Annotated in this window: 19 protein-coding genes; 9 read left to right on the top strand and 10 right to left on the bottom strand. The window is 66.7% G+C overall.

Annotated elements, in window-relative coordinates; genetic code table 11:
- Window position 1 precedes the first annotated feature (1 nt).
- The 10 genes from bamA to rpsB form a co-directional block, all read right to left on the bottom strand.
- Window positions 2–2449 carry an outer membrane protein assembly factor BamA gene (gene bamA, locus ACW11F_RS03505; protein ID WP_456995523.1) on the bottom strand — a complete coding sequence of 816 codons (2448 nt, stop codon included), beginning with the start codon at window positions 2447–2449 and terminating at the stop codon, window positions 2–4.
- Window positions 2450–2493: 44 nt separating this feature from the next.
- Window positions 2494–3849, bottom strand: coding sequence for an RIP metalloprotease RseP (gene rseP / locus ACW11F_RS03500; protein ID WP_456995522.1), 1356 nt, complete (start codon window positions 3847–3849; stop codon window positions 2494–2496).
- 10 nt (window positions 3850–3859) lie between these two features.
- On the bottom strand, window positions 3860–5041 hold the full coding sequence (locus ACW11F_RS03495; protein ID WP_456995521.1) for a 1-deoxy-D-xylulose-5-phosphate reductoisomerase: 1182 nt from the start codon (window positions 5039–5041) through the stop codon (window positions 3860–3862).
- Between the two features lie 2 nt (window positions 5042–5043).
- On the bottom strand, window positions 5044–5907 hold the full coding sequence (locus ACW11F_RS03490; protein WP_456995520.1) for a phosphatidate cytidylyltransferase: 864 nt from the start codon (window positions 5905–5907) through the stop codon (window positions 5044–5046).
- Complete coding sequence (gene uppS / locus ACW11F_RS03485) at window positions 5904–6671, bottom strand: polyprenyl diphosphate synthase (protein WP_456995519.1); 768 nt, start codon at window positions 6669–6671, stop codon at window positions 5904–5906. Before uppS ends, ACW11F_RS03490 begins: the two co-directional genes overlap by 4 nt.
- 60 nt (window positions 6672–6731) lie before the next feature.
- Window positions 6732–7289, bottom strand: coding sequence for a ribosome recycling factor (frr, locus tag ACW11F_RS03480; RefSeq protein WP_456995518.1), 558 nt, complete (start codon window positions 7287–7289; stop codon window positions 6732–6734).
- A gap of 130 nt (window positions 7290–7419) precedes the next feature.
- Window positions 7420–8358, bottom strand: a complete 939-nt coding sequence (locus tag ACW11F_RS03475) for a cation diffusion facilitator family transporter (RefSeq protein WP_456995517.1) — start codon at window positions 8356–8358, stop codon at window positions 7420–7422.
- A 64-nt stretch (window positions 8359–8422) separates the two neighbouring features.
- Window positions 8423–9148 (bottom strand): UMP kinase, encoded by a 726-nt coding sequence (gene pyrH / locus ACW11F_RS03470; RefSeq protein WP_456995516.1) that lies wholly within the window; start codon window positions 9146–9148, stop codon window positions 8423–8425.
- 184 nt (window positions 9149–9332) lie between these two features.
- Window positions 9333–10199 carry a translation elongation factor Ts gene (tsf, locus tag ACW11F_RS03465; protein WP_456995515.1) on the bottom strand — a complete coding sequence of 289 codons (867 nt, stop codon included), beginning with the start codon at window positions 10197–10199 and terminating at the stop codon, window positions 9333–9335.
- A 130-nt stretch (window positions 10200–10329) separates the two neighbouring features.
- Entirely contained in the window at window positions 10330–11199 is an 870-nt protein-coding gene (gene rpsB, locus ACW11F_RS03460; RefSeq protein ID WP_456995514.1) for a 30S ribosomal protein S2, read from the bottom strand.
- 429 nt (window positions 11200–11628) lie between these two features.
- Here rpsB and ACW11F_RS03455 point away from each other — a divergent pair, with 429 nt between their 5' ends.
- From ACW11F_RS03455 to ACW11F_RS03415, 9 genes are all read left to right on the top strand, one after another.
- Window positions 11629–14754 (top strand): YadA-like family protein, encoded by a 3126-nt coding sequence (locus tag ACW11F_RS03455; protein ID WP_456995513.1) that lies wholly within the window; start codon window positions 11629–11631, stop codon window positions 14752–14754.
- A 29-nt stretch (window positions 14755–14783) separates the two neighbouring features.
- Window positions 14784–15584, top strand: coding sequence for an OmpA family protein (locus ACW11F_RS03450; RefSeq protein ID WP_456995512.1), 801 nt, complete (start codon window positions 14784–14786; stop codon window positions 15582–15584).
- A gap of 17 nt (window positions 15585–15601) precedes the next feature.
- The gene (locus tag ACW11F_RS03445; protein ID WP_456995511.1) at window positions 15602–16105 is read left to right on the top strand and encodes a DUF4019 domain-containing protein; all 504 of its coding nucleotides are present in this window, start codon (window positions 15602–15604) and stop codon (window positions 16103–16105) included.
- Window positions 16106–16211: 106 nt separating this feature from the next.
- The gene (gene map, locus ACW11F_RS03440; protein ID WP_456995510.1) at window positions 16212–16988 is read left to right on the top strand and encodes a type I methionyl aminopeptidase; all 777 of its coding nucleotides are present in this window, start codon (window positions 16212–16214) and stop codon (window positions 16986–16988) included.
- Window positions 16985–19570, top strand: a complete 2586-nt coding sequence (gene glnD, locus ACW11F_RS03435; RefSeq protein WP_456995509.1) for a [protein-PII] uridylyltransferase — start codon at window positions 16985–16987, stop codon at window positions 19568–19570. The genes map and glnD overlap by 4 nt, the downstream gene beginning before the upstream one ends.
- A 3-nt stretch (window positions 19571–19573) precedes the next feature.
- Window positions 19574–20413 carry a 2,3,4,5-tetrahydropyridine-2,6-dicarboxylate N-succinyltransferase gene (gene dapD, locus ACW11F_RS03430; RefSeq protein ID WP_456995508.1) on the top strand — a complete coding sequence of 280 codons (840 nt, stop codon included), beginning with the start codon at window positions 19574–19576 and terminating at the stop codon, window positions 20411–20413.
- Window positions 20414–20526: 113 nt separating this feature from the next.
- The gene (locus tag ACW11F_RS03425; RefSeq protein WP_456995507.1) at window positions 20527–22506 is read left to right on the top strand and encodes a CocE/NonD family hydrolase; all 1980 of its coding nucleotides are present in this window, start codon (window positions 20527–20529) and stop codon (window positions 22504–22506) included.
- Between the two features lie 104 nt (window positions 22507–22610).
- Window positions 22611–23765 carry a metallophosphoesterase gene (locus ACW11F_RS03420; protein ID WP_456995506.1) on the top strand — a complete coding sequence of 385 codons (1155 nt, stop codon included), beginning with the start codon at window positions 22611–22613 and terminating at the stop codon, window positions 23763–23765.
- A gap of 25 nt (window positions 23766–23790) precedes the next feature.
- Window positions 23791–24150 (top strand): Spx/MgsR family RNA polymerase-binding regulatory protein, encoded by a 360-nt coding sequence (locus ACW11F_RS03415; protein ID WP_456995505.1) that lies wholly within the window; start codon window positions 23791–23793, stop codon window positions 24148–24150.
- Window position 24151: the final 1 nt, after the last annotated feature.

The raw sequence follows: 24151 nt of genomic DNA, 5'->3' as shown, positions 1-24151 counted from the left end.
ATCAGAAGCCGCCGGCAAAGGTGAACTGCAGGCGCTCGATGCGGTCGTCGGGCTGCTTGCGCAGCGGCAGCGCGTAGCTGATGGTGATCGGACCCATCGGCGAGCGCCACATCAACGCCACGCCGGCGGAGGCGCGCAGTTCCTTGGTCTGCCACGAGTCGTAGTCCTTGAACACGTTGCCGAAATCGATGAACGCGGAAGCACGCGCCGCCGGACTCTTGATCAGCTGCGGGAAGAACATCTCGATGGTGCCGGTGGTCTTGAACGCACCGCCCAAGGGCTGCAGGTAGCCGTAGGCATTGGGCACGCGCGGACCGAGCGTGTTGTCGACGAAACCGCGCACCTTGCCCGAGGACATCACGCCGCCGGCGTAGAAATTCTCGAAGAACGGCAGGCCGTTCGCGTTCACCGTCTTCACGTAGTCGGGCGAATCCGGCAGGCAGGGCTCGGTCGGCGGTGGCGGATTGGGGTTGTCCTCGGTCGGCGCGGTCCAGCAGATGTTGCGCACGAAGTCCTTGCCGTAGGCATCGCCATAGCCGATGGAGGCACTGGTATTGAGCACCAGTGCGGGGCTGATCGGCCAGAACTTCGAGATCTGGTAGTCCAGCTTCCAGTACTCCACGGTGGAGCCGGGCAGCGTCGCCTCAAGGCCGATGCGCTGGTAGGTGCCGCGGGTGGGGGTGAGCGCGTGGTCACGGGTATCGCGAGCGAATGCCAGCTGGGTGCGCCAGGAGTGGAAGGTGCGACGGCCCACCGCGTCGATGTAGTCGACGATGACATCCGGGGTGGAGCCGGGGATCGCCAGCACCTTCTTGCTGTCGATGCCGAGCATCCAGCTCAGCGTGTCCACCTCGGTGATCGGCAGGCCGAGGAACATCTGCGCCGCGCCGGAACTGGTCGAGTACTGCGCGACGTTGAAGTTCGAGTAGTCGAACTCGTTCCAGAACAGGTTGTAGCCGAGCGACACCCCGTTGTCGGTGAAGTACGGGTTCACGAAGGAGAAGTCGTAGCGCTTCTGGTAGGTGCTGCGCATCGCCGCGACCGATACCCGGTTGCCGCTGCCGAGGAAGTTCGACTCGGACAGCTGGCCGCTGATCTGCATGCCGGAGAGCTGCGAATAGCCCAGCGCCAGCATCACCTGGCCGGAATTGGTTTCCTTGACCTTGACCTCGAGATCGACCTGATCATTGCTTCCCGGCACCGGGGTGCTTTCGATGTCCACGGTCTCGAAGTAGCCAAGCTGCTGCAGGCGGATCTTGGAGCGATCGATCGCCGCTTGCGAGTACCAGGCACCCTCGAACTGGCGCATCTCGCGGCGCAGCACCTCGTCCTTGGTGCGGTTGTTGTCCTTGAACACGATGCGGCGCACGTTGACGCGCGGCCCTGGCACCACCTGCATGTCGATCGCGATGGTGCGTGCATCGCGGTCCACGCTGGGGTTGGGCGTGACCTGGGCGAAGGCGTAACCGACGTTGCTGAGCGAGGCGACGATGCTCTCGCTGGCCATTTCCAGGCGCGCGCGGGAGAACACCTGTTCCGGGCGCACGAACAGCGCCAGGCGTTGCTCGACCTCTTCCTTCGGCAGCACGGTATCGCCGCTGACGCTGACCGAGGACACGGTGTACTGCTCGCCCTCGCTGATGCCGGCGGTGATGTAGATGTCGCGCTTGTCCGGGCTGATGCTGACCTGGGTGTTGTCCGGGCCGACCTCGGCATCGATGTAGCCGCGGTCGAGGTACCAGGATTGCAGCTTTTCAAGGTCGCCGGAGAGTTTTTCCTTGGAATACTGGTCGTCGCGGCGGTACCAGCTGAGCCAGTTCGAGGGGCGCGATTCCCAGCCGCGCAGCAGTTCCTTGTCGCTGAAGATCTCGTTGCCGATCACGTTGACATGGCGGATCTTCGCGGCCTTGCCTTCCTTGACCTCGATCGCAATGTCGATGCGATTGCGGTCCAGGCGGCTGACCGTGGGTTCGATCTCGACGTTGTACTTGCCGCGGTTCTGATAGGCGCGGGTCAATTCCTGCTGCACCCGGTCCAAGCTCATGCGGTCGTAGGTTTCGCCTTCGGAAAGACCGATTTCCTTCAGGCTCTGCATCAACTGCTCGGTCTGGATGTCCTTGTTGCCGCTGACGGTGAGGCGGTTGATGGCCGGGCGCTCGACCACGGTGACCACCAGGATGTCGCCCTGGCGGTCGAGGCGGATGTCCTCGAAGAAGCCGGTGCGGTACAGCGCGCGGATGGCATCGCCGGCGCGTGCCTGGTCGACCACGTCGCCACGTTCCACCGGCAGGTAGGTGAACACGGTGCCGGCGGAGATGCGCTGCAGACCATCGACCCGGATGTCGCTGACGGTGAACGGCGACAGCGTCTGCGCCAGCGCGGCCGGTGTGCTGAGCGTGGCGGCGAGGGCGAGGGCAAGCAGGCGGCGACGATGAGGGCTACGCGTCATGGGGTGGTTCCGGTTGTCACAAGGAAAGGGCTGTACGCGATGGCTCATCGCAACAGCCCGAGGATGTCATTGTAGAACGCCAGGCCCATCAAGCCGGCCAGCGCAGCCAGGCCGATGTACTGGCCGATGGCGGTGGCGCGTTCGCTCAACGGGCGACCACGCACCAGTTCGATAAGGTAATACAGCAAGTGCCCGCCATCCAGAATCGGGATCGGCATCAGGTTGATGATCGCAAGGCTGAGCGAGATCAGCGCGAGGAAACTCAGGAACCAGGCCGGCCCCATGTCGGCGGAGGCATTGGCGTAGCGGGCGATGGTGATCGGCCCGGAGATGTTTTCCACCGAGGCGCGACCGCTGATCATGCGTCCGATCATGGCCAGCGATTCACGTGTCAGGCGTGACATTTCCCTGAACGCCGCCGGAACCGCCTGCAACGGACCGTGGCGCAGGATCGCGTCCGGGGGCGGCATTTCCACCGCCGCGGCGACAATGCCGATGCCCCAGTAATCGCCACGCTCGGGCGCATGCAGGCGCCGCGGCATGAGTTCGACCTCGAGGGTGCGGCCTTCGCGCTCGATGCGCATCCGCGCCGGCTCGCCGGCCTGGCCGGCGGCTTCGAACAGGGCGGAAAGGCGGTCGAAGGCGTCGACCTCGATTCCGTCGACGGCAAGAATGCGGTCACCGGGCTGGAGGCGACCCGCCGCGGGGCCGTCCGCAGCCACTTCGCCGACCACCGGCGGGGCAAGCAGGTGCGCCGGCAGCAGGCCGCTGGCCGCCAGTGCCTGGCGCTCGCGCACGCCTTCGGGCAGGCGCTCCAGGTGCAGCACGCGCTGCCGGCTCACGCCATCGGCATCGCGCACCTCGATCGGCAGTGGTTCGCGGTCGAGCGCGCCGGCGACCAGCGCCAATCCGGCTTCGCTCCAGGTCGGCGTCTCCTGACCACCGATGCGCAGCAGGCGGTCGCCATTGCGGAAGCCCGATTCGGCGGCGATGCCCTGCACCCGTCCGACTTCGGCGGCATAGTCGGGCCGACCGACGACGAACATCGCCCACAGCAGGGCCAGGCACAGCAACAGGTTGGCCACCGGGCCGGCGGCAACGATGACGATGCGCTTCCACACCGATTGCCGATTGAAGGCCTGCGGCGCTTCGCTCGCGTCCACCTCGCCTTCGCGCTCGTCGAGCATCTTCACGTAGCCACCCAGCGGGATCGCGGCGACCATGTATTCCACGCCGTCGCGGCCACGGCGCAGCCACAGCGGGCGCCCGAAGCCGACCGAGAAGCGCAGCACCTTGACCCCGCAGCGACGTGCGACCCAGAAATGGCCGAACTCGTGGAAAGTCACCAGGATGCCGAGGCTGACGATCAGCCAGAACAGCGAACCCGCAAAATCGCCCATCACGCAGAGGTCATCGGTTCATGCGCGAAATCGCGGCACGGGCCTGGGCGCGTGCCTGTGCATCGGCGGCCAGCAGTGCCTCGAGCGATTGCGCAGGGGTGGAAGGGAGCGCGGCCAATCCGGATTCGACCAGCGCGGGAATGTCCAAGAAAGCAATTCGGCCCTGAAGAAAGGCTGAAACGGCTTCTTCGTTGAGCGCGTTGAGCTGCGCTGGAGCGCTGCCGCCGGCCTCCAATGCCGCGTAAGCGAGCCGCAGGCACGGGAATGCCTCATGGTCGGGCGCTTCGAATTCGAGCCGACCGCCCTGTGCCAGCAGGTCGAGTCCGGCCACGCCGGAGTGGATGCGACGCGGCCACGCCAGGCCAACCGCCAGGCTGGTGCGCATGTCCGGCAAGCCGAGCTGGGCGAGGGTGGAACCGTCGATGAACTCGACCAGCGAATGCACCAGCGATTGCGGGTGCACCAGCACTTCGATGCGTGCTCCGGGCAGGCCGAACAGGTGATGCGCCTCGATCACCTCCAGGCCCTTGTTCATCAGCGTCGCCGAATCGACCGAGATCTTCGGCCCCATCGACCACTTCGGGTGCGCCACCGCCTGTTCGGGCGTGACGTTGGCCAGCTCGTCGCGGCGGCGGCCGCGGAACGGGCCGCCCGAAGCGGTCAGCACCAGGCGTGCCAGGGAATCGTCGACGCGGCCCTCCGGCAGGCACTGGAAGATCGCGTTGTGCTCGCTGTCGATCGGGATCAGGCGTGCGCCCGAGGCCTCGATTTCACGCATCAGCAGGTCGCCGGCCATGACCAGCGATTCCTTGTTCGCCAGCAGCAAGCGCTTGCCGGCGCGTGCCGCCGCCAGGGTCGATGACAGGCCGGCGGCGCCGACGATGGCCGCAATCACGCAGTCGTTGCCGGCGTCGGCCGCCAGTGCATCCAGCGCCGCGGTGCCCGCGTGGGCACGGGTCGGCAGACCGGCCGCGCGCAGGCCATCGCGCAGCGCCGGGTACGCCGCCTCGTCGGCGATCACCGCATCCTCGGGGCGGTGTTGGCGGCACAGTTCGAGCAAGGCATCCACGCGGCTGCCGGCGGCCAGCACGGTGGCGCGGTACAGCTCGGGATGGCGCGTGATCACATCCAGCGCCGAGGTGCCGATCGAACCGGTTGCCCCGAATATCGCGATGCGCTGTGCCGCCGGCATGCTCAGAACCCGAACACGGCCTTGCACAGCGCGAACACCGGCAAGGCCGCGAGCACGCTGTCGATGCGGTCGAGAATGCCGCCGTGGCCGGGGATCAGGGCACCGGAATCCTTCACTCCCGCCTGGCGCTTGAGCAGGCTTTCGAACAGATCGCCGACCAGCGAGGCCAGCACGGTCAGCACGATCGCGAGGGCCACCCAGCCCAGCGCCACACCGCCTGCCCCGGCCAGCATGGCGAAGCCGAGCCCGAACACCAGCGCCGCCAGCAGCCCGCCAACGAGGCCTTCCACGGTCTTGTTCGGGCTGATCCTGGGCGAGAGCTTGTGGCGGCCGAACTTGCGTCCGGCGAAATAGGCACCGGAGTCCGCCATCCACACCACCATCAAGGCAGCCAGCAGCCAAAGGTGGTTGCGCGCGATGGGCCCGATCAGGCCGTTGTCATCAGGATCGCCATGGATGATGGCCAGTGCACACCAGGCCGGCACCACCGCGAGGCTGCCGGCCAGCAGTTTGAGCCCGCGGGACACGCCGCTGTGGTTGGCGCCGAAGCGCCAGGCGCGCAGCCACAGCACGGCCAACAGCCACCACACCACGCCGAGCACCACCATCAATTCGAACAGCGCAGTGGAGCCGCCACGCTCGGTACGCGAGCCCCATACCAGCATCGCCATCCACAACAGATTGGCGGCGAGCAGGAAGGTCCGCGGAAGGGTGTCCTCGACCCCGGCCAGCTTGAACCATTCCCACAGCCCGCCGAGGAACACGATGGCGGCAAGCACCATCATCCACGGCGTGGGCAGGAACAGCACCGCGGCAATCGCCAGCGGCCCCATCACCAGGGCGGCAAGAATTCGGGTTCGGGTCATGCGTGCGGCGGATCCTGGTCGGGAGTGGGGCGGGAGCTCACCTGCGCCCCGGTCAATCCGAAACGGCGCTGGCGGCTCGCGTAATCGGCGAAAGCATCGGCCAGTGTCGCCCGATCCAGTTCGGGCCACAACTTCGGGGTGAACCACAATTCGGCATAGGCCAGCTGCCACAGCAGGAAATTGCTGATGCGCTGGTCGCCACCGGTGCGGATCATCAGGTCCGGCGGCGGCAGGTCGGCGAGGGCCAGCTGGCGTGCAAACGCGGCTTCGTCGATGTCTTCGGGTTGCAGACGCCCGGCAACGGCCTCGCGCGCCAACGCGCGTGCCGCCTGCACGATGTCCTGGCGCCCGCCATAGCTGGCGGCGATGGACAGGGTCATGCCGCGATTGCCGGCGGTCAGGGCTTCGGCCTCGCCCATGCGACGCTGGATGTCCGACGAGAAACGCGCACGCTCGCCGATGAAACGCAGGCGCACACCGCGGCGGTGCAGTTCACCGGCTTCGCGGTCGATCACGCCGGCGAACAGCTTCATCAGCCCGCGCACTTCGTCTTCCGGGCGCCCCCAGTTCTCGCTGGAAAACGCGAACAGGGTCAGTGCCTCGACGCCGCGGTCGAGACAGAATTCGACACATTGCTGCACCGCGCGGGCACCGACGCGGTGACCGATCAGGCGCGGTCGGCGGCGTTGTTCGGCCCAGCGCCCGTTGCCGTCCATGATCACGGCAAGGTGGCGCGGTGCGGATGGCGGGGTCGGTTCACTCATGGCAGGGGACAGGCCCGGGCACGTCGTGTGCGTGGGCCGCAGGCAGCCGCAGCAAGCGGCTCAAACCGCCATCAGTTCCTGTTCCTTGACCTTGACCACCTCGTCGACGTCCTTGATCGCCTTGTCGGTCAACTTCTGGATGTCCTCTTCGCCACGCCGCGCCTCGTCCTCGGAAATCTCCTTTTCCTTGAGCAGGTCCTTGACCTGCTGGTTGGCGTCGCGGCGGATGTTGCGGATCGCCACCTTGGCGTTCTCGCCCTCGCCATGCACCACCTTGCTCAGTTCGCGGCGGCGCTCTTCGGTCAGCGGCGGGATGTTGATGCGAATGGTCAGGCCCGCGGTGTTCGGGGTCAGGCCGAGGTCGGAATTGATGATCGCCTTTTCCACCGCGGCCACCAGCTGCTTGTCCCACGGGGTGATGGTCAGCGAGCGCGCATCGCTGACCGCGACGCTGGCAACCTGCGACAGCGGCATCTCCGAGCCGTAGCTGTCGACCTTGATGTGATCGACCAGCGCGGTGCTGGCACGACCGGTGCGGACCTTGGACAGATCGTGGCGCAACGATTCGATGCTCTTTTGCATGCGCGTCTGCGCATCTTTCTGGATGTCCTTGATCATGTGGCCGGGCCCTTGGCGAAAAACAAGGTTGAAAGTATAGGGCGAAGCGAGCCCGCGCGGCCGCATGCAAGGCGTTTTCAAGCCGCTCGTGCGGCCAGCGGGGCGTGCCTGGCAGCGACCACCCGCCGCTTCAGCCGCCGTGCGGCGCGCGCTCGTGCAGGTCGTGTTCGCTGTCGGGCGCGCGCTCGATCTGCAAAGTGGGATGATTGATGCCGAAACGCTCGTCGAGTTCATGCACCACCGCGTCGATGAACGCGTCATGGTCGTCGGTACGTGGTCGCACCAGATGCGCGGTCATCGCCACCTCGCCCGCGCCCAGTGCCCAGATATGCACGTGATGCACTTCCTGCACGCCCGGCCGGCCGGCCAGGAATGTCTCGACTTGGTGACGGTCGATGTGGCGCGGCACCGCGTCCATCGCCGCATCGAAGCTGTCGCGCAGCAGGGCCCAGGCGCCCAACGCGATCACCACCGAAATCAGCAGCGCGGTGGCCGGGTCGAGCCAGGCCCAGCCGAACTTCCACATGCCAAGGCCGGCCAGCACCGCCGCCACCGAAACGGCCGCATCGGCGAGCAGGTGCAGGTAGGCGCCGCGGCGATTGAGGTCGTGCTCGTGGCCGCCGCGCACCATCCACGCGCCGACGAGGTTCACCGCGATGCCGATGGCGGCGACCACCATCACCACGGTCGCGGGGATTTCCGGTGGCTGCGCGAAGCGTCGCATCGCCTCCCAGGCCAGCGCGCCGGAGAACACCACCAGCAGCAATGCATTGCCCAGCGGCGAGAGCAGCGTGGCACGGCGCCAGCCGTAGGTATGGCGTCCACGCGGCGGGCGGCGCGCCAGCGCGGCGGCGCCCCAGGCCAGCGCCAGGCCGAGCACGTCACCCAGGTTGTGCAGGGCGTCGGTGAGCAGGGCCAGCGAATTGCTCAGGAACCCGTACACCGCCTCCACCACGGTGAAGGCGAGGTTGAGCAGGGTCACGATCGCGAAGGTGCGGACGCTGGAAAAGGCTTCCGGCCCGTGTGCATGGCCGGGGCCATGCGAATGATCGTGGGAATGTCCGTGCATCAGTGCAGTCTGGCAGAAACGGATGCGGCCCGCGCCCGCTGCGCGGGTGAGGCCGGTCGCGTGATCAGTCGCGCCCGGCGTGCACCAGGGTGCCGATGTCCTCGCCGCGCAGGATGCCCAGCAGCGCGCCGGGGCGGTCCATGTCGAACACGCGCATCGACATGCCGGCATCGCGGCACAGCGCGAACGCGGTGGTATCCATCACCTGCAGGTTGCGCGCGATCACCTCGTCGTAATCGAGCTGTTCGAAGCGCTTGGCATCGGCATGTTTCTTCGGATCCTTGTCGTACACCCCGTCGACCTTGGTCGCCTTGAGCAGCAGATCGGCGCCGATCTCGATCGCGCGCAGCGCGGCGCCGGAATCGGTGGTGAAGAACGGGCTGCCCACGCCGGCGGCGAAGATGGTGATGCGGCCTTTTTCAAGGTGGCGTACCGCGCGGCGGCGGATGTAGTCCTCGCACACGTCATTGATCTTGATCGCGCTCATCACCCGCGCCTTGCCGCCGCGCTTTTCCAGCGCGTCCTGCATCGCCAGCGCGTTGATCACGGTGGCCAGCATGCCCATCTGGTCGCCGGTGACGCGATCCATGCCGCTGGCGGCCAGGCCCGCACCGCGGAAGATGTTGCCGCCGCCGATGACCAGCGCGATTTCGGCCCCGGCCGCGTGTGCTTCCATCACTTCGTCGGCGATGCGTGCCAGCACCTTGGGATCGATCCCGTAGTCCTCGTCACCCATCAGCGCCTCGCCGGAAAGTTTGAGCAGGACACGACGAAGGGCGAGCTGGGACATGGCGGCTCCGGCAGGATGGCGGGGGAGGGTTCATTCTAGCGTCCCGGCCATGCGTGGTGGCGCCTGTGCAGCGCGTGCGTGATGCGCCGTGCACCGGGGCGGGACAGTGCCCGGCCGCCGTGGCCCGAAAAGCGGAAAACCCGCCTTGCGGCGGGTTTCCGGGGTGTTGCGCGAGGACGATGGATCAGGCCAGGCCAGCCTGCTTCATCACTTCGGCAGCGTAATCTTCCTGCACCTTCTCGATGCCTTCGCCGACCGCCATGCGCTCGAAGCCGAGCACTTCGGCGCCGGCGGCCTTGAGTGCAGCTTCCACCGTCTGCTCGGTGTTGAGCACGTAGGGCTGGCCGGTCAGACACATTTCGTTGACCGTCTTGGCGACCTTGCCGGAGACCATCTTCTCGAGGATTTCGGCCGGCTTGCCCGAGTCCTTGACCTGGGCCATGGCGATTTCCTTCTCGCGCTCGACGAACTCGGCCGGCACGTGCGCGGGCGAGATGTACGGGGGGTTCATCGCCGCGATGTGCATGGCCAGGCCGCGCGCCAGTTCGGCATCGCCGCCCTTGACGTCGACCAGCACGCCGATGCGGCCGCCGTGCACGTAGGCACCGATGGTGTTGCCGCTGTCGATGCGCGCCATGCGCCGCACCTGCACGTTCTCACCGACCTTGGCGACCACGGCCGCACGCGCGTCTTCCACGCTGTCGGCGCCGATCTTCTGCGACTTCAGCGCCTCGATGTCGCTGGCCTCGAGTGCGGCCTGCGCGACCTGGTCGACGAAATTGGTGAAGTTCTCGTCCTTGGCCACGAAGTCGGTTTCGGAGTTGACTTCGACCAGCACGGCCTTGCCGTCAGTCTGGGCCATGCCGATGCGGCCTTCGGCGGTGACGCGGTCGGCCTTCTTGTCGGCCTTGGCAAGGCCGGACTTGCGCAGCCAGTCGGCGGCCGTTTCGATGTCGCCGTTGTTCTCGACCAGCGCCTTCTTGCACTCCATCATGCCGGCGCCGGTGCGCTCGCGCAGTTCCTTGACCTGGGATGCGGTGATTTCAGCCATTGGAAATTCCTTGGGTTTCACGGGTGGCGTGTCGCGGCGGCGTCAGGCGCGCGCCAACGACACGGGGCAGGCGGGTCGCCTGCGGGGGGAGAGGGGCCATGCACGCTGACATGGCCCGGTGACGCGCCGGTTACTCGGCCGCTTCCGATTCGGCCTTGGGGGCGTCGTCGGCTTCTGCAGGCTCATCGGGCTTGGCGGCGTCATCGGCCTTGGCCGGGGCGTCCGCCTTGGCGGCCTTGCGCGCGGACTTCTTCGCCGGCTTGGCCTCACCGGCCTCGGCGACGAAGTCCTCCTCGCTCACCACCGCGGCGTTCGGCGCGGCGGCCTTGCCCTCGAGCACCGCGTCGGCGGCGACGCGGGCATACAGCTGCACGGCACGGATCGCGTCATCGTTGCCGGGGATCGCGTAATCGACCAGATTCGGGTCGTAGTTGGTGTCCACCACCGCCACCACCGGGATGCCGAGGGTCTTGGCTTCCTTGATCGCGATGTTCTCGTGGCCGATGTCGATCACGAACAGCGCGTCCGGCAGACGCGGCATGTCCTTGATGCCGCCCAGGCTCGCTTCCAGCTTGTCGCGCTCGCGGCGCAGACCCAGCACCTCGTGCTTGACCAGCTTTTCGAAGGTGCCGTCGGTTTCAGCGGCTTCCAGTTCCTTGAGGCGGCCGATCGACTTCTTGATGGTGGCGAAGTTGGTCAGCGTGCCGCCCAGCCAGCGCTGGGTCATGAACGGCATGCCGCAACGCTCGGCTTCTTCCTTGATCGCGTCACGCGCGCTGCGCTTGGTGCCGACGAACAGCACGATGCCGCGCTTCTGCGCGATCTTCGACAGGAAGTTCATCGCGTCGTCCAGCAGCGGGACGGTCTTTTCCAGGTTGATGATGTGGATCTTGCCGCGGGCGCCGAAGATGTACGGGCCCATCTTGGGGTTCCAGTAGCGGGTCTGGTGGCCGAAGTGGACGCCGGCTTCCAGCATCTGGCGCATGGTGATCTGGGGCATTGCTTGATTTCCTTGGATGTGGAGCACGTGGCGCGCCGCACCATCGAGGGTGGGGTGCTTTTCCCGACGCCGTGGCGCAATGCGCGCGGGACGGGGACTCGCCTTGATGCTCCGGGGTTGGGCCTCCCCGCCGTCACTGCCACCGAACCCGCTTGCGCGGGCACCCCGGAGCAGGGATTGTCGACAGGTGTGGATTCGCCAATGACGCTTGACGTGGGCGTTGCCGGTGAGGGCAAGCATACAAGTATAGGGAGCATGCGGATTCGCGGCAAGCACCCAAATCGAGCAGGGTGTGCCGCAAGTGAAGCTGAGCTGTTCATGTGACCGTGTGCACGGTTTTTTTGCGCGCCCTTCACATTTTTTTTGCAAGTATCCGGCATCCATCCGTGGGCTGTCGGTCATTGCAATGATTTCAAAGGGGCTTCGTACATGAACAAGATTTATCGCCTGATCTGGAACCGGGAATTGGGTCAACTGGTAGTCGCATCAGAGTTGGCAAGGGCAGGCACAGTCGCGGGCGGTCGGATCGGCACTCATCGTCCGATGCCATATCGCGCAGGATTGGCATTGGCGATCCTGTTTGGCTTGGGTGCAAGCAGTGCCTGGGCGGCGGACGTGGTCTGTGTGGATGCAGCAACCGGCGCGCCCATCCCGGCGCAGCAGGCGGCGGCAGCTGCCGCGGCCGGCAACCAGGTGATTTGTGGTGATGGCGCCATTGCCAGCGGGGAAGGTGCCATCGCCGTGGGTCAGCAAGCATCGGCTACGGCCGACCATGCCACCGCCATTGGCACTTCCGCTGCTGCATCCGGCGTGGGCAGCAATGCCATTGGCCGAGGCGCCAAGGCGCCAGGCCCGAACACCATCGCCATCGGTACCAATGCCGATACCACCGTTTGGGCACCCATTGCCGAAAACGGTCAGCCGCTTGCCGGCCGCGATGCCATCGCCATCGGTCAAAACAGCCGCGCCGGGAACAACTTTTCCACCGCCATCGGCTTCAGCGCACGCGCCAATCAACGTTTTGGCATCGCCATTGGCTCCGGCGCCCGCGTTGATTGGGACGGTACTCCCACGCTGGACAGGAACGCCTCCAGCATCGCGATTGGACACAACGCGTATGTCGCGTATCTGGCGAACGGCGGGATCGCGATCGGAAACGGGGCCGGGGTCGACTCTGGAAATCCCAACATTGCGATCGGCTCCGGCGCGCGTGGCATTGGCACGTTGAGCATCGCCATGGGCATCAACTCCCGTGGCGGCGGGGATACCGCTATGGCAATTGGCGCCGGAGCGCAGACCGACGGCTTTGACAGTATCGCGCTGGGTCCACACGCCACGGCCGGTCGATACCAGAATGGCAATGGTGTCATGTCCGCCACCGCAGTAGGCGCTGGCGCCGTGGCCCAGGGACGCGCGTCCACCGCGCTGGGCGCAGGATCCATCGTCTTCGGCCAAGGCTCTGCCTCGTTGTCATCCAACAGTCCGCTGAATGCCCGTTTTTACGACGATCCCAAGGACAACACCGCCTTCAGCGTGATCGGCGGCAGAAACAACTTCTCCATCGGCAACCACAATGCCATCGGCGATACCTCCAACAACAACCTGGCCATCGGCAATGACATCCTGATCGGCACCACCGGCGTCAGTTTCGTCCAGCAAACCAAGTCCGGTGGCAGTGCCAACGACCTGCGCTACTTCGTGCCGACCTACCAAGGCCGGGTGGCGATCAACAACGCCATTGCCGTTGGCCAGGCGGCGCATGTGGGTGCCAGCGATACCGTTGCGCTTGGCTCCGCAAGCCAGGCCAACAATGCCAATGACGTGGCGTTGGGAAGTGGCTCCAGCACTTCGGCGCCGGTCGCCACCGCCGGTGGCAGTGTTGGTGGCATCGACTACGCCTACGCCGGCACCAACCCAGGCAGCACCGTGTCGATCGGCAGTGCAGGCGCGGAACGCCAGTTGCAAAAGGTGGCCGCCGGCCAGGTCAGTGCCACCAGCACTGACGCCATCAACGGCAGCCAGTTGTTTGCCACCCAAACCGCGATCGGCAACCTGGCGCAATCCAGTGCCGACAACTTCGGTGGTGGCGTCGTGGTGAATCCGGATGGCAGCTTGTCCGCCCCGAGTTACGTCACCACCACCGGCACGTACTCCAACGTGGGCGATGCACTCGTCGCGAACAATCAGCAGACCAACGTGCTGGGTGCTTCGGTGGCGGCGGGCCTGGGTGGCAGTTCCACGTACGACCCGGTGACTGGTTCGGTCACTACGGCGCTCACGGTCGGCGGTACCACGTACAACGACGTGAATTCGGCTTTGAACGCGATCAACGCCTTGGCCGGCGCGGGTTGGCACCTGCAAGCCAATGGCGGAGCGGCAACTGATATTCAGCCAGGCAGCTCGGTCAATGTCGTGGATGGCAGCAATACCCGCGTCACCCTCAATGGCAACGAGTTGAAGGTGGATGTGGTGGATGCGCCGACCTTCGCCGGTCAGGTCACCATGAATGGTGGGTTCGTGGTGGGTGCCAACCAGCTTGTCGACATGGGCGGCAATGTGATTCGCAATGTCGGTGCCGGTGACGTCAGTGCCACCAGCACGGATGCAGTCAACGGCAGCCAGCTCTACCAGACCAACCAGGCGGTGCAAGCCGTCGACGACCGGGTCACCAACCTGGCGGGCGACGTGAGCAATCTGGGCAGTCGCGTGGATGCCAACGAAATCAACATCTCGGCCATACAGCAGGGCGCGGCCGGCATGTTCCAGGTCAACCAGCCCGGTGGCGCTGCGCCGGCGCCGACCGGGACCAATTCGGCTGCCGGCGGCAGCGATGCGGTGGCAAGTGGCGACAACAGCACCGCGGTCGGCAACCAGTCCGTCGCCAGCGGCAACAACAGTACGGCGCTGGGTCAGGGTGCGGTGGCCAGTGGCAACAGCAGCATCGCGATCGGTGCCGGTTCGACGGCGGTGGAGGACAACGTCGTCTCGGTGGGCAGCATTGGCGCCGAGCGCCGGATCACCAACGTTGCTCCCGGTGTCAATGGCACCGACGCGGTCAACCTCAACCAGTTGCAAGGCATGAGCGCCGGTGGCGTGCAGTACGACAAGAATGCGGACGGCAGCGTCAACTACAACAGCGTCACGCTCAACCCGGGTGGTTCCGGACCCGCCACGATCCACAACGTGGCGGCCGGCGTAGCGCCGACCGATGCGGTCAATGTCGGCCAGTTGAATGCCGGCCTGACCAACACGCTGAACGAGGCCAACGCCTATACGGATGCGCGCCTGATCGACATCAACAACGACATCTGGACCATGCGCAAGGATTTCCGCGGCGCCACCGCCTCGGCGATGGCGATGGCTGGCCTGCCGCAGGCGTACCTGCCCGGCAAGAGCATGCTGGCGGCAGGCGTGGGTGGCTACCAGGGTCAATACGGCATAGCGGTCGGTTTGTCGGGGATCACGGAGAACGGCAAGTGGGTGTACAAGGCGCAGGCCAGTGGAAACACCGCGAGTGATTGGGGCTTCTCTGCCGGCATCGGCATCCAGTGGTGAGCAAGCAAGGGAGAACCAAGGAAATGAGCATGAAAATCAACACTTCGCTGCTTGCCGTCGCCACCACGCTGTTGCTTGCCGGATGCGCAACGCATGTCAGCCGCGACATCTCGCCCGACGGTGTGGCAGGCGAGGTTGTATTCCCGCAGGCCGAGGGTGCAACCCTGTCAGGGGGCACCTTCCCGGACCCGAACCATGTGCGTTTGGTGAAATCCGGCGTCAGCAAGGATCAGCTTTATGAGCTGCTGGGACGCCCGCATTTTCGCGAAGGTTTTGCACGTGTGCGCGAATGGGACTATCTGTTCAATTTCCGCGAGGGCGATGTGGTTCGAGTCTGCCAGTTCAAGGTGATTTTCGATCGGAAATACCTTGGACGCAGCTTCCATTGGCAGCCCGAAGACTGCAAGCGCTTCGCCCTCGCCGAAGCCCCCGGCATTGCTGCGGAGCCCTTTTTGCTGGAAACCGACGCCTTGTTCGCTTTTGATCGCTCCGGCATCGACGACATGAGTGCGGAAGGACGTGCCCGCGTACGCGATGTGGCTTCGCAGATCGCCGCCATGCCGGCACCTCCCCACAGCGTGGAAGTATTGGCCTATACCGATCGCTTGGGTTCATCTGCCTACAACCTGGGACTGTCCCAGGCGCGTGCGGAGACCGTGCGTGCGTTGTTGATCGATGCCGGCGTCTCGCCCGCGCGTATTCGTGCGGTCGGAATGGGCTCGGCCAATCCGGTAAAAACTTGCGATGATGGCGGTAACCGTTCCAACCTGATCGCTTGTCTGGCCCCGAACCGTCGCGTGGAGGTTCGCGCAGTGGGCACGGCTCCTTGATCGCTTGGGGATTTCACATGTCAATGAAAAAGATTGTTGTCGGCTTGGTTGTTGCAGCCGGCATGGCAGGCACGGCTTACGCGCAGCAGGCGAGGCAGCAGTCGGCACAGAATGCCGTGGTGAGTGCGCAGGCCGCACAACAACGATCTCCTCAGAGCGTGGACCCCAACAGCATGGTGATGGCGGCGTTGCAGGCGGTTCAGCTGGTGGATGCCGGCAGGAGTGCGGAAGTCTGGGATGGCAGTGCCGAGGTGTCGAAGCGCGCATTGAGCAGGAACGCGTTCGTGCAACAAGTGACCGCGACGCGTGCGCCGCTCGGTCAGCCGGTTTCGCGGGTCTGGCTTTCCGTGATCCGCCAGAGTGCACCCGAACCGGGCAGCAATGGAGGGCCACCGCAGGGTGATTACATCAGCGTGCGCTTCGCTACGCGCTTTTCCGGTGGGAACACGGTCGCCGAGTTGGTCACGTTTCGCCTCGAGAGCAACGGCATCTGGCGTGTCGCAGGTTATGCCATCCAATAGTCAATCGTGCTTGGCAGGGTTGATGCAGCGAAGGCCGGGCAACCGGCCTTCGTCGTTTCTGCTTGGTGGCGCGCCCGCGGCGATGCGCATCGGCGATAATGCGCGGATGAGCATTTCCCTGAAAAGCCGCGAAGAGATCGAGAAGATGCGCGAGGCCGGCCGCTTGGCGGCCGAGGTGCTGGACCTGATGACCGGGCACGTGCGTCCGGGCATCAGCACCGAAGAGCTGGACCGCATCGCCCACGAGCACATCGTCAACGTGCAGCAGGCGACCCCGGCCAACGTCGGTTACCGCGGCTATCCGAAGACCCTGTGCACCTCGGTCAACAACGTGATCTGCCACGGGATTCCCAATGAATCCAAGGTGTTGAAGGATGGCGACATCATCAACATCGATGTCACCGTGATCAAGGACGGCTGGCATGGCGACACCAGCCGCATGTATTTCGTCGGCAGCCCGTCGGTGATGGCGCGGCGGCTGGTCGAGACCACCTATCGCGCGATGTGGGCGGGCATCCGCCAGGTGCGCCCCGGCGCGACCTTGGGCGACATCGGCGAGGCGATCCAGAAGCTGGCCGAGGCCGAGCGTTTCAGCGTGGTGCGCGAATACTGCGGCCACGGCATCGGCCGCGTGTACCACGAGGACCCGCAGGTGCTGCACTACGGCCGTGCCGGCGAGGGTCTGGTGCTGGAGCCGGGCATGACCTTCACCATCGAGCCGATGATCAACGAGGGCGCGCGCCACTCCAAGCTGCTGCCCGATGGCTGGACCGTGGTCACCCGCGACCGCAAGCTGTCGGCGCAGTGGGAGCACATGATCGCGGTCACCGACGACGGCTTCGACGTGCTGACCCTGTCCGCCGGCTCGCCGCCGCCGGCGTGAACCCGGCCGCGTCCACCCAGGCGTGGGCACAGGCCGCGCGCGGGCGCATCCAGGCGCTGGACGCCGAGCTGTCGAAGCGTTTCGACGCCGGCGAGGCGGCCGCGCAACTGGCGGCGGCGCGTGCCGAGGGGGTTGATGCCCTGATCCTGCAAGCCTGGCAGCAGGCGCTGCCGCAGGACGCGGATCTGGGCCTGTTCGGCGTCGGCGGTTACGGCCGGCGCAGCCTGTACCCGCAGTCCGACGTGGACCTGTTGATCCTCGGCAGCGAGGCGCAGCAGGACGCCCGGCGCGAGGCGATCGCCAGCTTCATCGCCATGCTCTGGGATGCCGGGATCGAGGTCTCGCATGCGGTGCGTTCGCTGGCGCAATGCCGCGAGGCTGCTGCTGCCGACATCACCGTGCACACCGCGCTGATGGATGCGCGCGCGCTGGCAGCGGACCCGGCGCAGGCACGCGCCCTGGCCGAGGCGGTGGATTCGGCTTGGCCGGCGCGCGAGTATTTCCTCGCCAAGCGTGAGGAGCTGCGCCAGCGCCACGCGCGTTTCGGCGATACCGCCGACAACCTCGAACCCAACATCAAGGAAGGCCCCGGCGGGCTGCGCGATCTGCAGACCCTGCGCTGGATGGCGATGCGCGTGCATGGCGTGTCCGATCTGGACACGCTGCAGGCGATGGACCGCATCGGCGCCGACGAGAACGCGACCCTGCGCCGCGCCGCCGCGCATCTGCAGACCCTGCGCTGGGGCCTGCATCTGATCGCCGGCCGCCGCGAGGAGCGCCTGCGCTTCGATCATCAGCGCCAGCTGGCGACACGCCTGTACGGGCTGGACGAGGCCGACAATGCCGATGTCGAGCGCATGATGCAGGGCTTCTACCGCAGTGCCGGGCTGGTGCTGCGCATCGGCGAGCGCCTGTTGCAGCGCTTCGAGGAGGAACTGGAAGGCGAGGCCACGCCGCAGCCGCTGGGCGCGGGCTTCGAGCTGCGCGGGCGCTGGCTGGCGGCGAGCGATGCGCAGTGGCCGCATGGCGATCCGGGCGCGATCTTCGCCCTGTTCGAAACCTGGGCGCAGCAGCCACCGGGCATCGGCCTGCATTCGCAGACCGCGCGGGCGCTGGCCGAAAGCCTGCCCTTGGTGCCGGACTATGCCAGCGCACCGCAGGCGCTACGCGAGCGTTTCATCGACCTGCTGCGCGCCGACAGCGCGGTCACCAGCCTGCGGCGGATGTCGCAACTGGGCGTGCTGGCGCGCTGGATTCCGGCCTTTGCACGGGTCACCGGGCGCATGCAGTTCGATCTGTTCCACGTCTACACCGTCGACCAGCACACGCTGGCGTTGCTGGCGAACCTCGACCGCTTCCGCGAGGGCAGCGCCGGCGAGCGTTTTTCCATGGCCCACGAGGTCTGGCCGCGGTTGCGCAAGCCGCAGCTGCTGCGTCTGGCCGGGCTGTTCCATGACATCGCCAAGGGCCGCGGCGGCGATCATTCGCTGCTCGGCGAAATCGACGCGCGCGAGTTCTGCCAGGCGCATGGCCTGTCCGCCGCCGACACCGAACTGGTGGCCTGGCTGGTGCGCCAGCACCTGCTGATGTCGATCACCGCGCAGAAGCAGGACATTTCCGATCCCGAGGTGGTGCAGCGCTTCGCCGCCGCGGTGGCCGACCGCGAACGCCTCGACCATCTGTACCTGCTGACCTGCGCCGACATCGACGCGACCTCGCCCAAGCTGTGGAATGCGTGGAAGGACCGGCTGCTCAGCGATCTGTACGTCGCCACCCGGCTGGCGCTGCGGCGCGGGCTGGAGAACCCGCAGGCGGCGGCCGAGCGCATTGCCGAAACCCGCGCCTCGACCCGCGAACTGCTGCGCGTGCACGGGGTCACCGAAGAAGCCGCCGACGCGCTGTTCCTGACCATGCCCGAGGACAGCTTCCTGCGCGGGCACCCGGACCAGGTGGCGTGGCAGGCCGGGGTGCTGGCACGGCAGGCCGGGCAGGAACTGCAGGTCGCGGTGCGCCGGGTCGGCGAGGATGCTGGCGGGGTGCTGGAGGTGTTCGTGTGCTCGCCCGACCGCGACGGGCTGTTTGCCGCGATCGCGGCGACGCTGGATCGCGCCGGCCTCGCCATCCAGCAGGCGCGGCTGCTGCACGGGCCGCAGGGCCGGGTGTTCGACACTTTTCAGGTGCTGCCGATCGACCCGCAGCGGCCACCGGGGCCGGCCGAGGTCGAAGCGCGCCTGCGGCAGGCGCTGGCGCGCGAGGACCTGTCGCAGCTGCGTCCGCCGCGGCGCGTGCAGCCGCGCCACCTGCAGCATTTCCGCATCACCCCGCAGGTCGAGTTCGTGCCCGGCAGCCATGGCCGGCGCACCCTGATGAGCCTGGTCGGCAGCGACCGGCCCGGCCTGTTGGCCGATGTTGCGCGGATCCTGCGCGAGCAACGCCTGCGCGTGCATGATGCGCGCATCGCCACCTTCGGCGTGCGTGCCGAAGACGTGTTCCTGTTGAGCGACGAGCGCGACCAGGCGCTCGATGCGGAGCGTCAGGAAGCTCTGCGCGCCGCGCTGCTCACCGCTTCCATGGAGAGTTGAGAAATGTCGACGTTCGATCCTGCCCTGAAATCCCGCATCGAGGACGCCTTTGCCCGCCGCGCGGAGTTGTCGGACGAGGCGCTGGCCGCGCTGCACCCGGACATCGAGGCGTGCATGGCCGGGCTGGAGTCCGGCCAGCTGCGCGTGGCCGAGCCGGACGGGCAGGGCGGCTGGCAGGTCAACCAGTGGCTGAAGATGGCGGTGCTTCTGTTCTTCCGCACCCACGAAATGCAGGTGATGTCCGGTGCGCCGGCGCCGTTCTGGGACAAGGTGCCGCTGCGCTATGCCGGGCATGATGCCGAGGCGTTCCGCCGCGAGGGCGTGCGCGTGGTGCCGGGCACGGTGGCCCGCCGTGGCTGCCACATCGGCCGCGACGTGGTGCTGATGCCGAGCTTCATCAACATCGGCGCGCACGTCGGCGAAGGCACCATGGTCGACACCTGGGCTACGGTCGGCTCCTGCGCCCAGGTCGGCCGGCATTGCCACATTTCCGGTGGTGCCGGCATCGGCGGCGTGCTGGAGCCGCTGCAGGCGGCGCCGACCATCATCGAGGACCACTGCTTCATCGGCGCGCGCTCGGAAGTGGTCGAAGGCGTCATCGTCGGCCATCACAGCGTGATCGGCATGGGCGTGTTCCTGGGCCAGTCCACGCGCATCTACAACCGCGCCACCGGCGAGATTTCCTATGGCGTGGTGCCGCCGGGCAGCGTGGTGGTGTCCGGCTCGCTGCCGGCCGAGGACGGCTCGCACTCGCTGTATTGCGCGGTCATCGTCAAGCAGGTCGACGAAAAGACCCGCGCCAAGACCTCGGTCAATGAACTGTTGCGCGGATTGGCCGGCTGAGCCGGCAATGTCCCCGCGCCGGGCAGGGTGCGGGCCGGCGGCATGACTTCCGGCAGGGGCATGATCGCGCGTGGCATGCGACAAGCAGGGAACCTGCACCCGGAAATCCTGCCATGCGCGCCATGATTCGCCTTTCCGTCCCCCTGCTGGCCTTGTCGCTGCTGCTGGCGGCCCCGCTGGAGGCGCAGCAGGCGCGGCGGGTCGATACGTCGACCGCCAAGGCGGCGGATACGGCCACGGCGCCGCTGACCCGCGCCGAGCGCATGCGCCGCGCGATGCAGGAGAGCGCGGCGCGTGGCGAGTACGTGCGCGCCAATTACCGCAAGAGCGAAGTACGAATCCCGATGCGCGATGGCGTGCAGTTGTTCGCCACGGTGTACACGCCCAACGATGCCGCACCCGGCAATACCTATCCGATCCTGATGCAACGCACGCCGTATTCGGCGGGCCCGTACGGCCTTGAGCCGGCCAAGTACCGCCGCGGTCTGGGCCAGACCATGGAGATGGACCGCGAGGGCTACATCTTCGTGTTCCAGGACGTGCGCGGCAAATACATGTCGGAAGGGGAATTCGTCAACATGCGCCCGGTGGGCGGCGAGGTGGACGAAACCACCGACACCTGGGACACGGTGGACTGGCTGGTGAAGAACCTGCCGCACAACAATGGCCGTGTCGGCCTGTGGGGCATCTCTTATCCCGGCTTCTATGCCGCGGCCGGCGCGATCAACGGGCACCCGGCGCTGGTCGCGGTGTCGCCGCAGGCGCCGATCGCCAACTGGTTCCTCGGCGATGACATGCATCGCAACGGCGCCTTCAACCTCAACCTGTCGCTGGGCTTCTTCAATGGCTTCGGCTTCGGTTATCCGCGTCCGCAGCCGACGCCCGACGCGCCGAAGGGCGTGCCGATGGGCACCCCGGACGGTTACCAGTACTACCTCGACCTCGGCGGGCTGGCCAATGCCCCCTCGCGCTTCCGCGAGCCGATCCCGTTCTGGGACGAAATCGTCGCGCATCCGGATTACGACGAGTTCTGGCAGTCGCGCGACCTGCCTTCCAGGCTCGACAACGTGCGCGCCGCGGTGCTGACCGTGGGCGGCTGGTACGACACCGAGGATCTGTACGGCCCGCTGCATGTGTACCGCGCGATGGAGGAGCGCAACCCGGGCATCCGCAATACCCTGGTGATGGGGCCGTGGACGCATGGCGGCTGGTTGCGCGGCGAGGGCCGCCATGTCGGCGACAGCGATTTCGGCAGCGATACCGCGCGCCATTACCAGCCGCTCGAGTTCGCCTTCTTCAAGCACCACCTCAAGGGCGGACCGGCGCCGGACCTGCCCGAGGTGCTGGCGTTCCAGACCGGGCGCAACCAGTGGCGCCGATTCGAGCAATGGCCGCCGCGGCAGCTGCAAACACGGGTGCTGTATTTCCAGCCCGAGGGCGGTCTGGCGCTGGATCGGCGCCCGCAGGCACGCTCGTCCTTCGCCGAATTCCCCAGCGACCCGATGAAGCCGGTGCCCTACAGCGAGGAGATCATGCCCAACTGGAGCCGCGACTACATGGGTGCGGACCAGCGCTTCGCCGGGCGTCGCCCCGACGTCGTGGTCTACCGCAGCGAGCCGCTGGCCGAGGACATCACCCTGGCCGGCCCGCTGGCGGTCAAGCTGTGGGTCTCGACCAGCGCCGGCGATGCCGACTGGATCGTCAAGCTGATCGACGAGTACCCGCCGGACATGCCGGGGCAGGACGATTTCGACGGCGGCATGACCAATCGCGGCGGGCAACAGACGCTGGTGCGCGGTGAACCGATGCGCGGGCGCTACCGCAACAGCTTCGAGCATCCCGAACCGTTCGTGCCGAACCGGCCGACCGCGGTCAACTTCCGCATGAACGACGTGCTGCATACCTTCAAAAAGGGGCACCGCATCATGGTCCAGGTGCAGTCGACCTGGTTCCCCTACATCGACCGCAACCCGCAGAAATACGTGCCGAACATCTACCTTGCGCGCGACGAGGACTTCATCAAGGCGACCCATCGCGTGTATCAGGACGCACGCCATCCCAGCGCGATCGAAGTCGGCGTGCTCACCGACTGAATCGCACCGATGCGCCGGCAGCGGTGCGAGGGTGACGCGCAGATGGCTCGCCGGTAGCATGGCGCGCCATCGCGCCCGACAGGGGCGCCGGACGGGAGTCACAGGTGTCGGTGTTGTTGTCGGTGATGTTGCTGATCGGGCTGTACGTGGCCTGGCGCGGGCTGCGGCCATGGCGCCTGCCGCGGCTGGCATGGCTGGCGGCAGCGCTGCTGGTCTGGCTGCTGTTGCTGCAGTACCCGCTGATCAGCATGATCTCCGGCAGCTTCGCCTCGCCCGAAGTGCCGCGCTGGATACAGGTCGTGCTTGCCATCGGCATGCATGCGCTGATGATCCTCGCCGTGTTGCTGTTGCTGCGCGATGTCGTCGGCATCGTGATCGCGCTGCCGGCGCGTGCGCGTGCACGTGCGTGGTGGGCATCGCGCAAGCTGGTTGCAGGGCTGGCCGTGGGCGCGCTCGCGCTGTCGGTTTTTGGCGTGTGGCAGGCGATCAAGGTGCCATCGCTGCGCCGGGTGGAGATCGGGATCGCCGGACTGCCGGCGGCATTCGACGGCTACCGCATCGCCCACCTCACCGACATCCATGCCAGCCGGCTGCTGCCGCGCAAGCGGGTCGAGCAGGTGGTGGCGCGCAGCAATGCCATCGGTGCCGACGTGATCCTGATATCGGGCGACATCGTCGATGGCAGCGTGGCCGCGCGTGCCGATGATTACCCGCCGCTGGCCGGGCTCGCGGCGCCCGATGGCGTGATCGCGGTGCCCGGCAACCACGAGTATTACTCCGGCCATGCCGAATGGATGCCGACCTTCCAGCGCATCGGGATAACCATGCTGCAGAACGACCATGTGCGCATCGTGCGCGATGGCCAGTCGCTGGTCATCGCCGGCCTCACCGATGACACCGCCAGGGATTTCGGCCTGCCGGCGCCGGACCTGGCGCAGGCGCTGGCCGGCGTCGAGCCGGACAGTCGGGTGATCCTGCTCGAACATCGCCCGGCCAGTGCCCGCGAGAACCTTGCCCGCGGCGTGGATCTGCAGCTTTCCGGGCATACCCATGGCGGCCACGTCATCGGGCTGCACTGGCTGGTGGCGCGCTTCAACGCCGGGTTCGTATCCGGCCTGTACAGGGTAGGCGGAGGCACGCTGTACGTCAGCAACGGTGCCGGCCTGTGGCCGGGCTATGCGATCCGCATCGGTCGTCCCGCGGAAATCACCGAGATCATACTGCGTTCGACCACCGCGCCCGCGCATCCGTCATCATGAGCACTGGTCCATCTCGAGCCCAGCCATGCCCACCGTTTACGGACTGAAGAATTGCGACAGCTGCCGCAAGGCGCGCAAATGGCTGCAGCGATTCGACATCACCCATGACTTCGTCGATGTGCGCGAGACGCTGCCCGCGCCGCAACAACTGCTCGAATGGAAGCAGGCGGTCGGCGGTTGGGACGCGCTGGTCAATCGCGCTTCGACCACCTGGCGGCAGTTGCCGCCCAATCGCAAGGCGCCGGGTTCGGATGCCGAGTGGAAACTGCTGCTGCGCGAATACCCGGCCCTGATCAAGCGCCCGCTGCTGGTGCTGGACGATGGCCGCGTGCAGCAAGGCTTCAGTGACAACGGCTACAAGAAGCTGTTCGGCGTCGATGCCTGAG

The organism is Luteimonas sp. e5 (genome assembly GCF_054031035.1).
The sequence above is the reverse complement of the archived record's forward strand: the minus strand, read 5'-3'. Positions and strand labels throughout refer to the sequence as shown.

Bases quoted from the DNA above. Each gene is read 5' to 3' on its own strand.
- tsf (WP_456995515.1), bottom strand. From the start codon at position 10,199: ATGGCTGAAATCACCGCATCCCAGGTCAAGGAACTGCGCGAGCGCACC.
- ACW11F_RS03445 (WP_456995511.1), top strand. From the start codon at position 15,602: ATGTCAATGAAAAAGATTGTTGTCGGCTTGGTTGTTGCAGCCGGCATG.
- rpsB (WP_456995514.1), bottom strand. From the start codon at position 11,199: ATGCCCCAGATCACCATGCGCCAGATGCTGGAAGCCGGCGTCCACTTC.
- ACW11F_RS03455 (WP_456995513.1), top strand. From the start codon at position 11,629: ATGAACAAGATTTATCGCCTGATCTGGAACCGGGAATTGGGTCAACTG.
- bamA (WP_456995523.1), bottom strand. From the start codon at position 2,449: ATGACGCGTAGCCCTCATCGTCGCCGCCTGCTTGCCCTCGCCCTCGCC.
- uppS (WP_456995519.1), bottom strand. From the start codon at position 6,671: ATGAGTGAACCGACCCCGCCATCCGCACCGCGCCACCTTGCCGTGATC.
- dapD (WP_456995508.1), top strand. From the start codon at position 19,574: ATGTCGACGTTCGATCCTGCCCTGAAATCCCGCATCGAGGACGCCTTT.
- pyrH (WP_456995516.1), bottom strand. From the start codon at position 9,148: ATGTCCCAGCTCGCCCTTCGTCGTGTCCTGCTCAAACTTTCCGGCGAG.
- rseP (WP_456995522.1), bottom strand. From the start codon at position 3,849: ATGGGCGATTTTGCGGGTTCGCTGTTCTGGCTGATCGTCAGCCTCGGC.
- ACW11F_RS03490 (WP_456995520.1), bottom strand. From the start codon at position 5,907: ATGACCCGAACCCGAATTCTTGCCGCCCTGGTGATGGGGCCGCTGGCG.
- frr (WP_456995518.1), bottom strand. From the start codon at position 7,289: ATGATCAAGGACATCCAGAAAGATGCGCAGACGCGCATGCAAAAGAGC.
- map (WP_456995510.1), top strand. From the start codon at position 16,212: ATGAGCATTTCCCTGAAAAGCCGCGAAGAGATCGAGAAGATGCGCGAG.
- ACW11F_RS03425 (WP_456995507.1), top strand. From the start codon at position 20,527: ATGCGCGCCATGATTCGCCTTTCCGTCCCCCTGCTGGCCTTGTCGCTG.
- ACW11F_RS03415 (WP_456995505.1), top strand. From the start codon at position 23,791: ATGCCCACCGTTTACGGACTGAAGAATTGCGACAGCTGCCGCAAGGCG.
- ACW11F_RS03475 (WP_456995517.1), bottom strand. From the start codon at position 8,358: ATGCACGGACATTCCCACGATCATTCGCATGGCCCCGGCCATGCACAC.
- ACW11F_RS03495 (WP_456995521.1), bottom strand. From the start codon at position 5,041: ATGCCGGCGGCACAGCGCATCGCGATATTCGGGGCAACCGGTTCGATC.
- ACW11F_RS03450 (WP_456995512.1), top strand. From the start codon at position 14,784: ATGAAAATCAACACTTCGCTGCTTGCCGTCGCCACCACGCTGTTGCTT.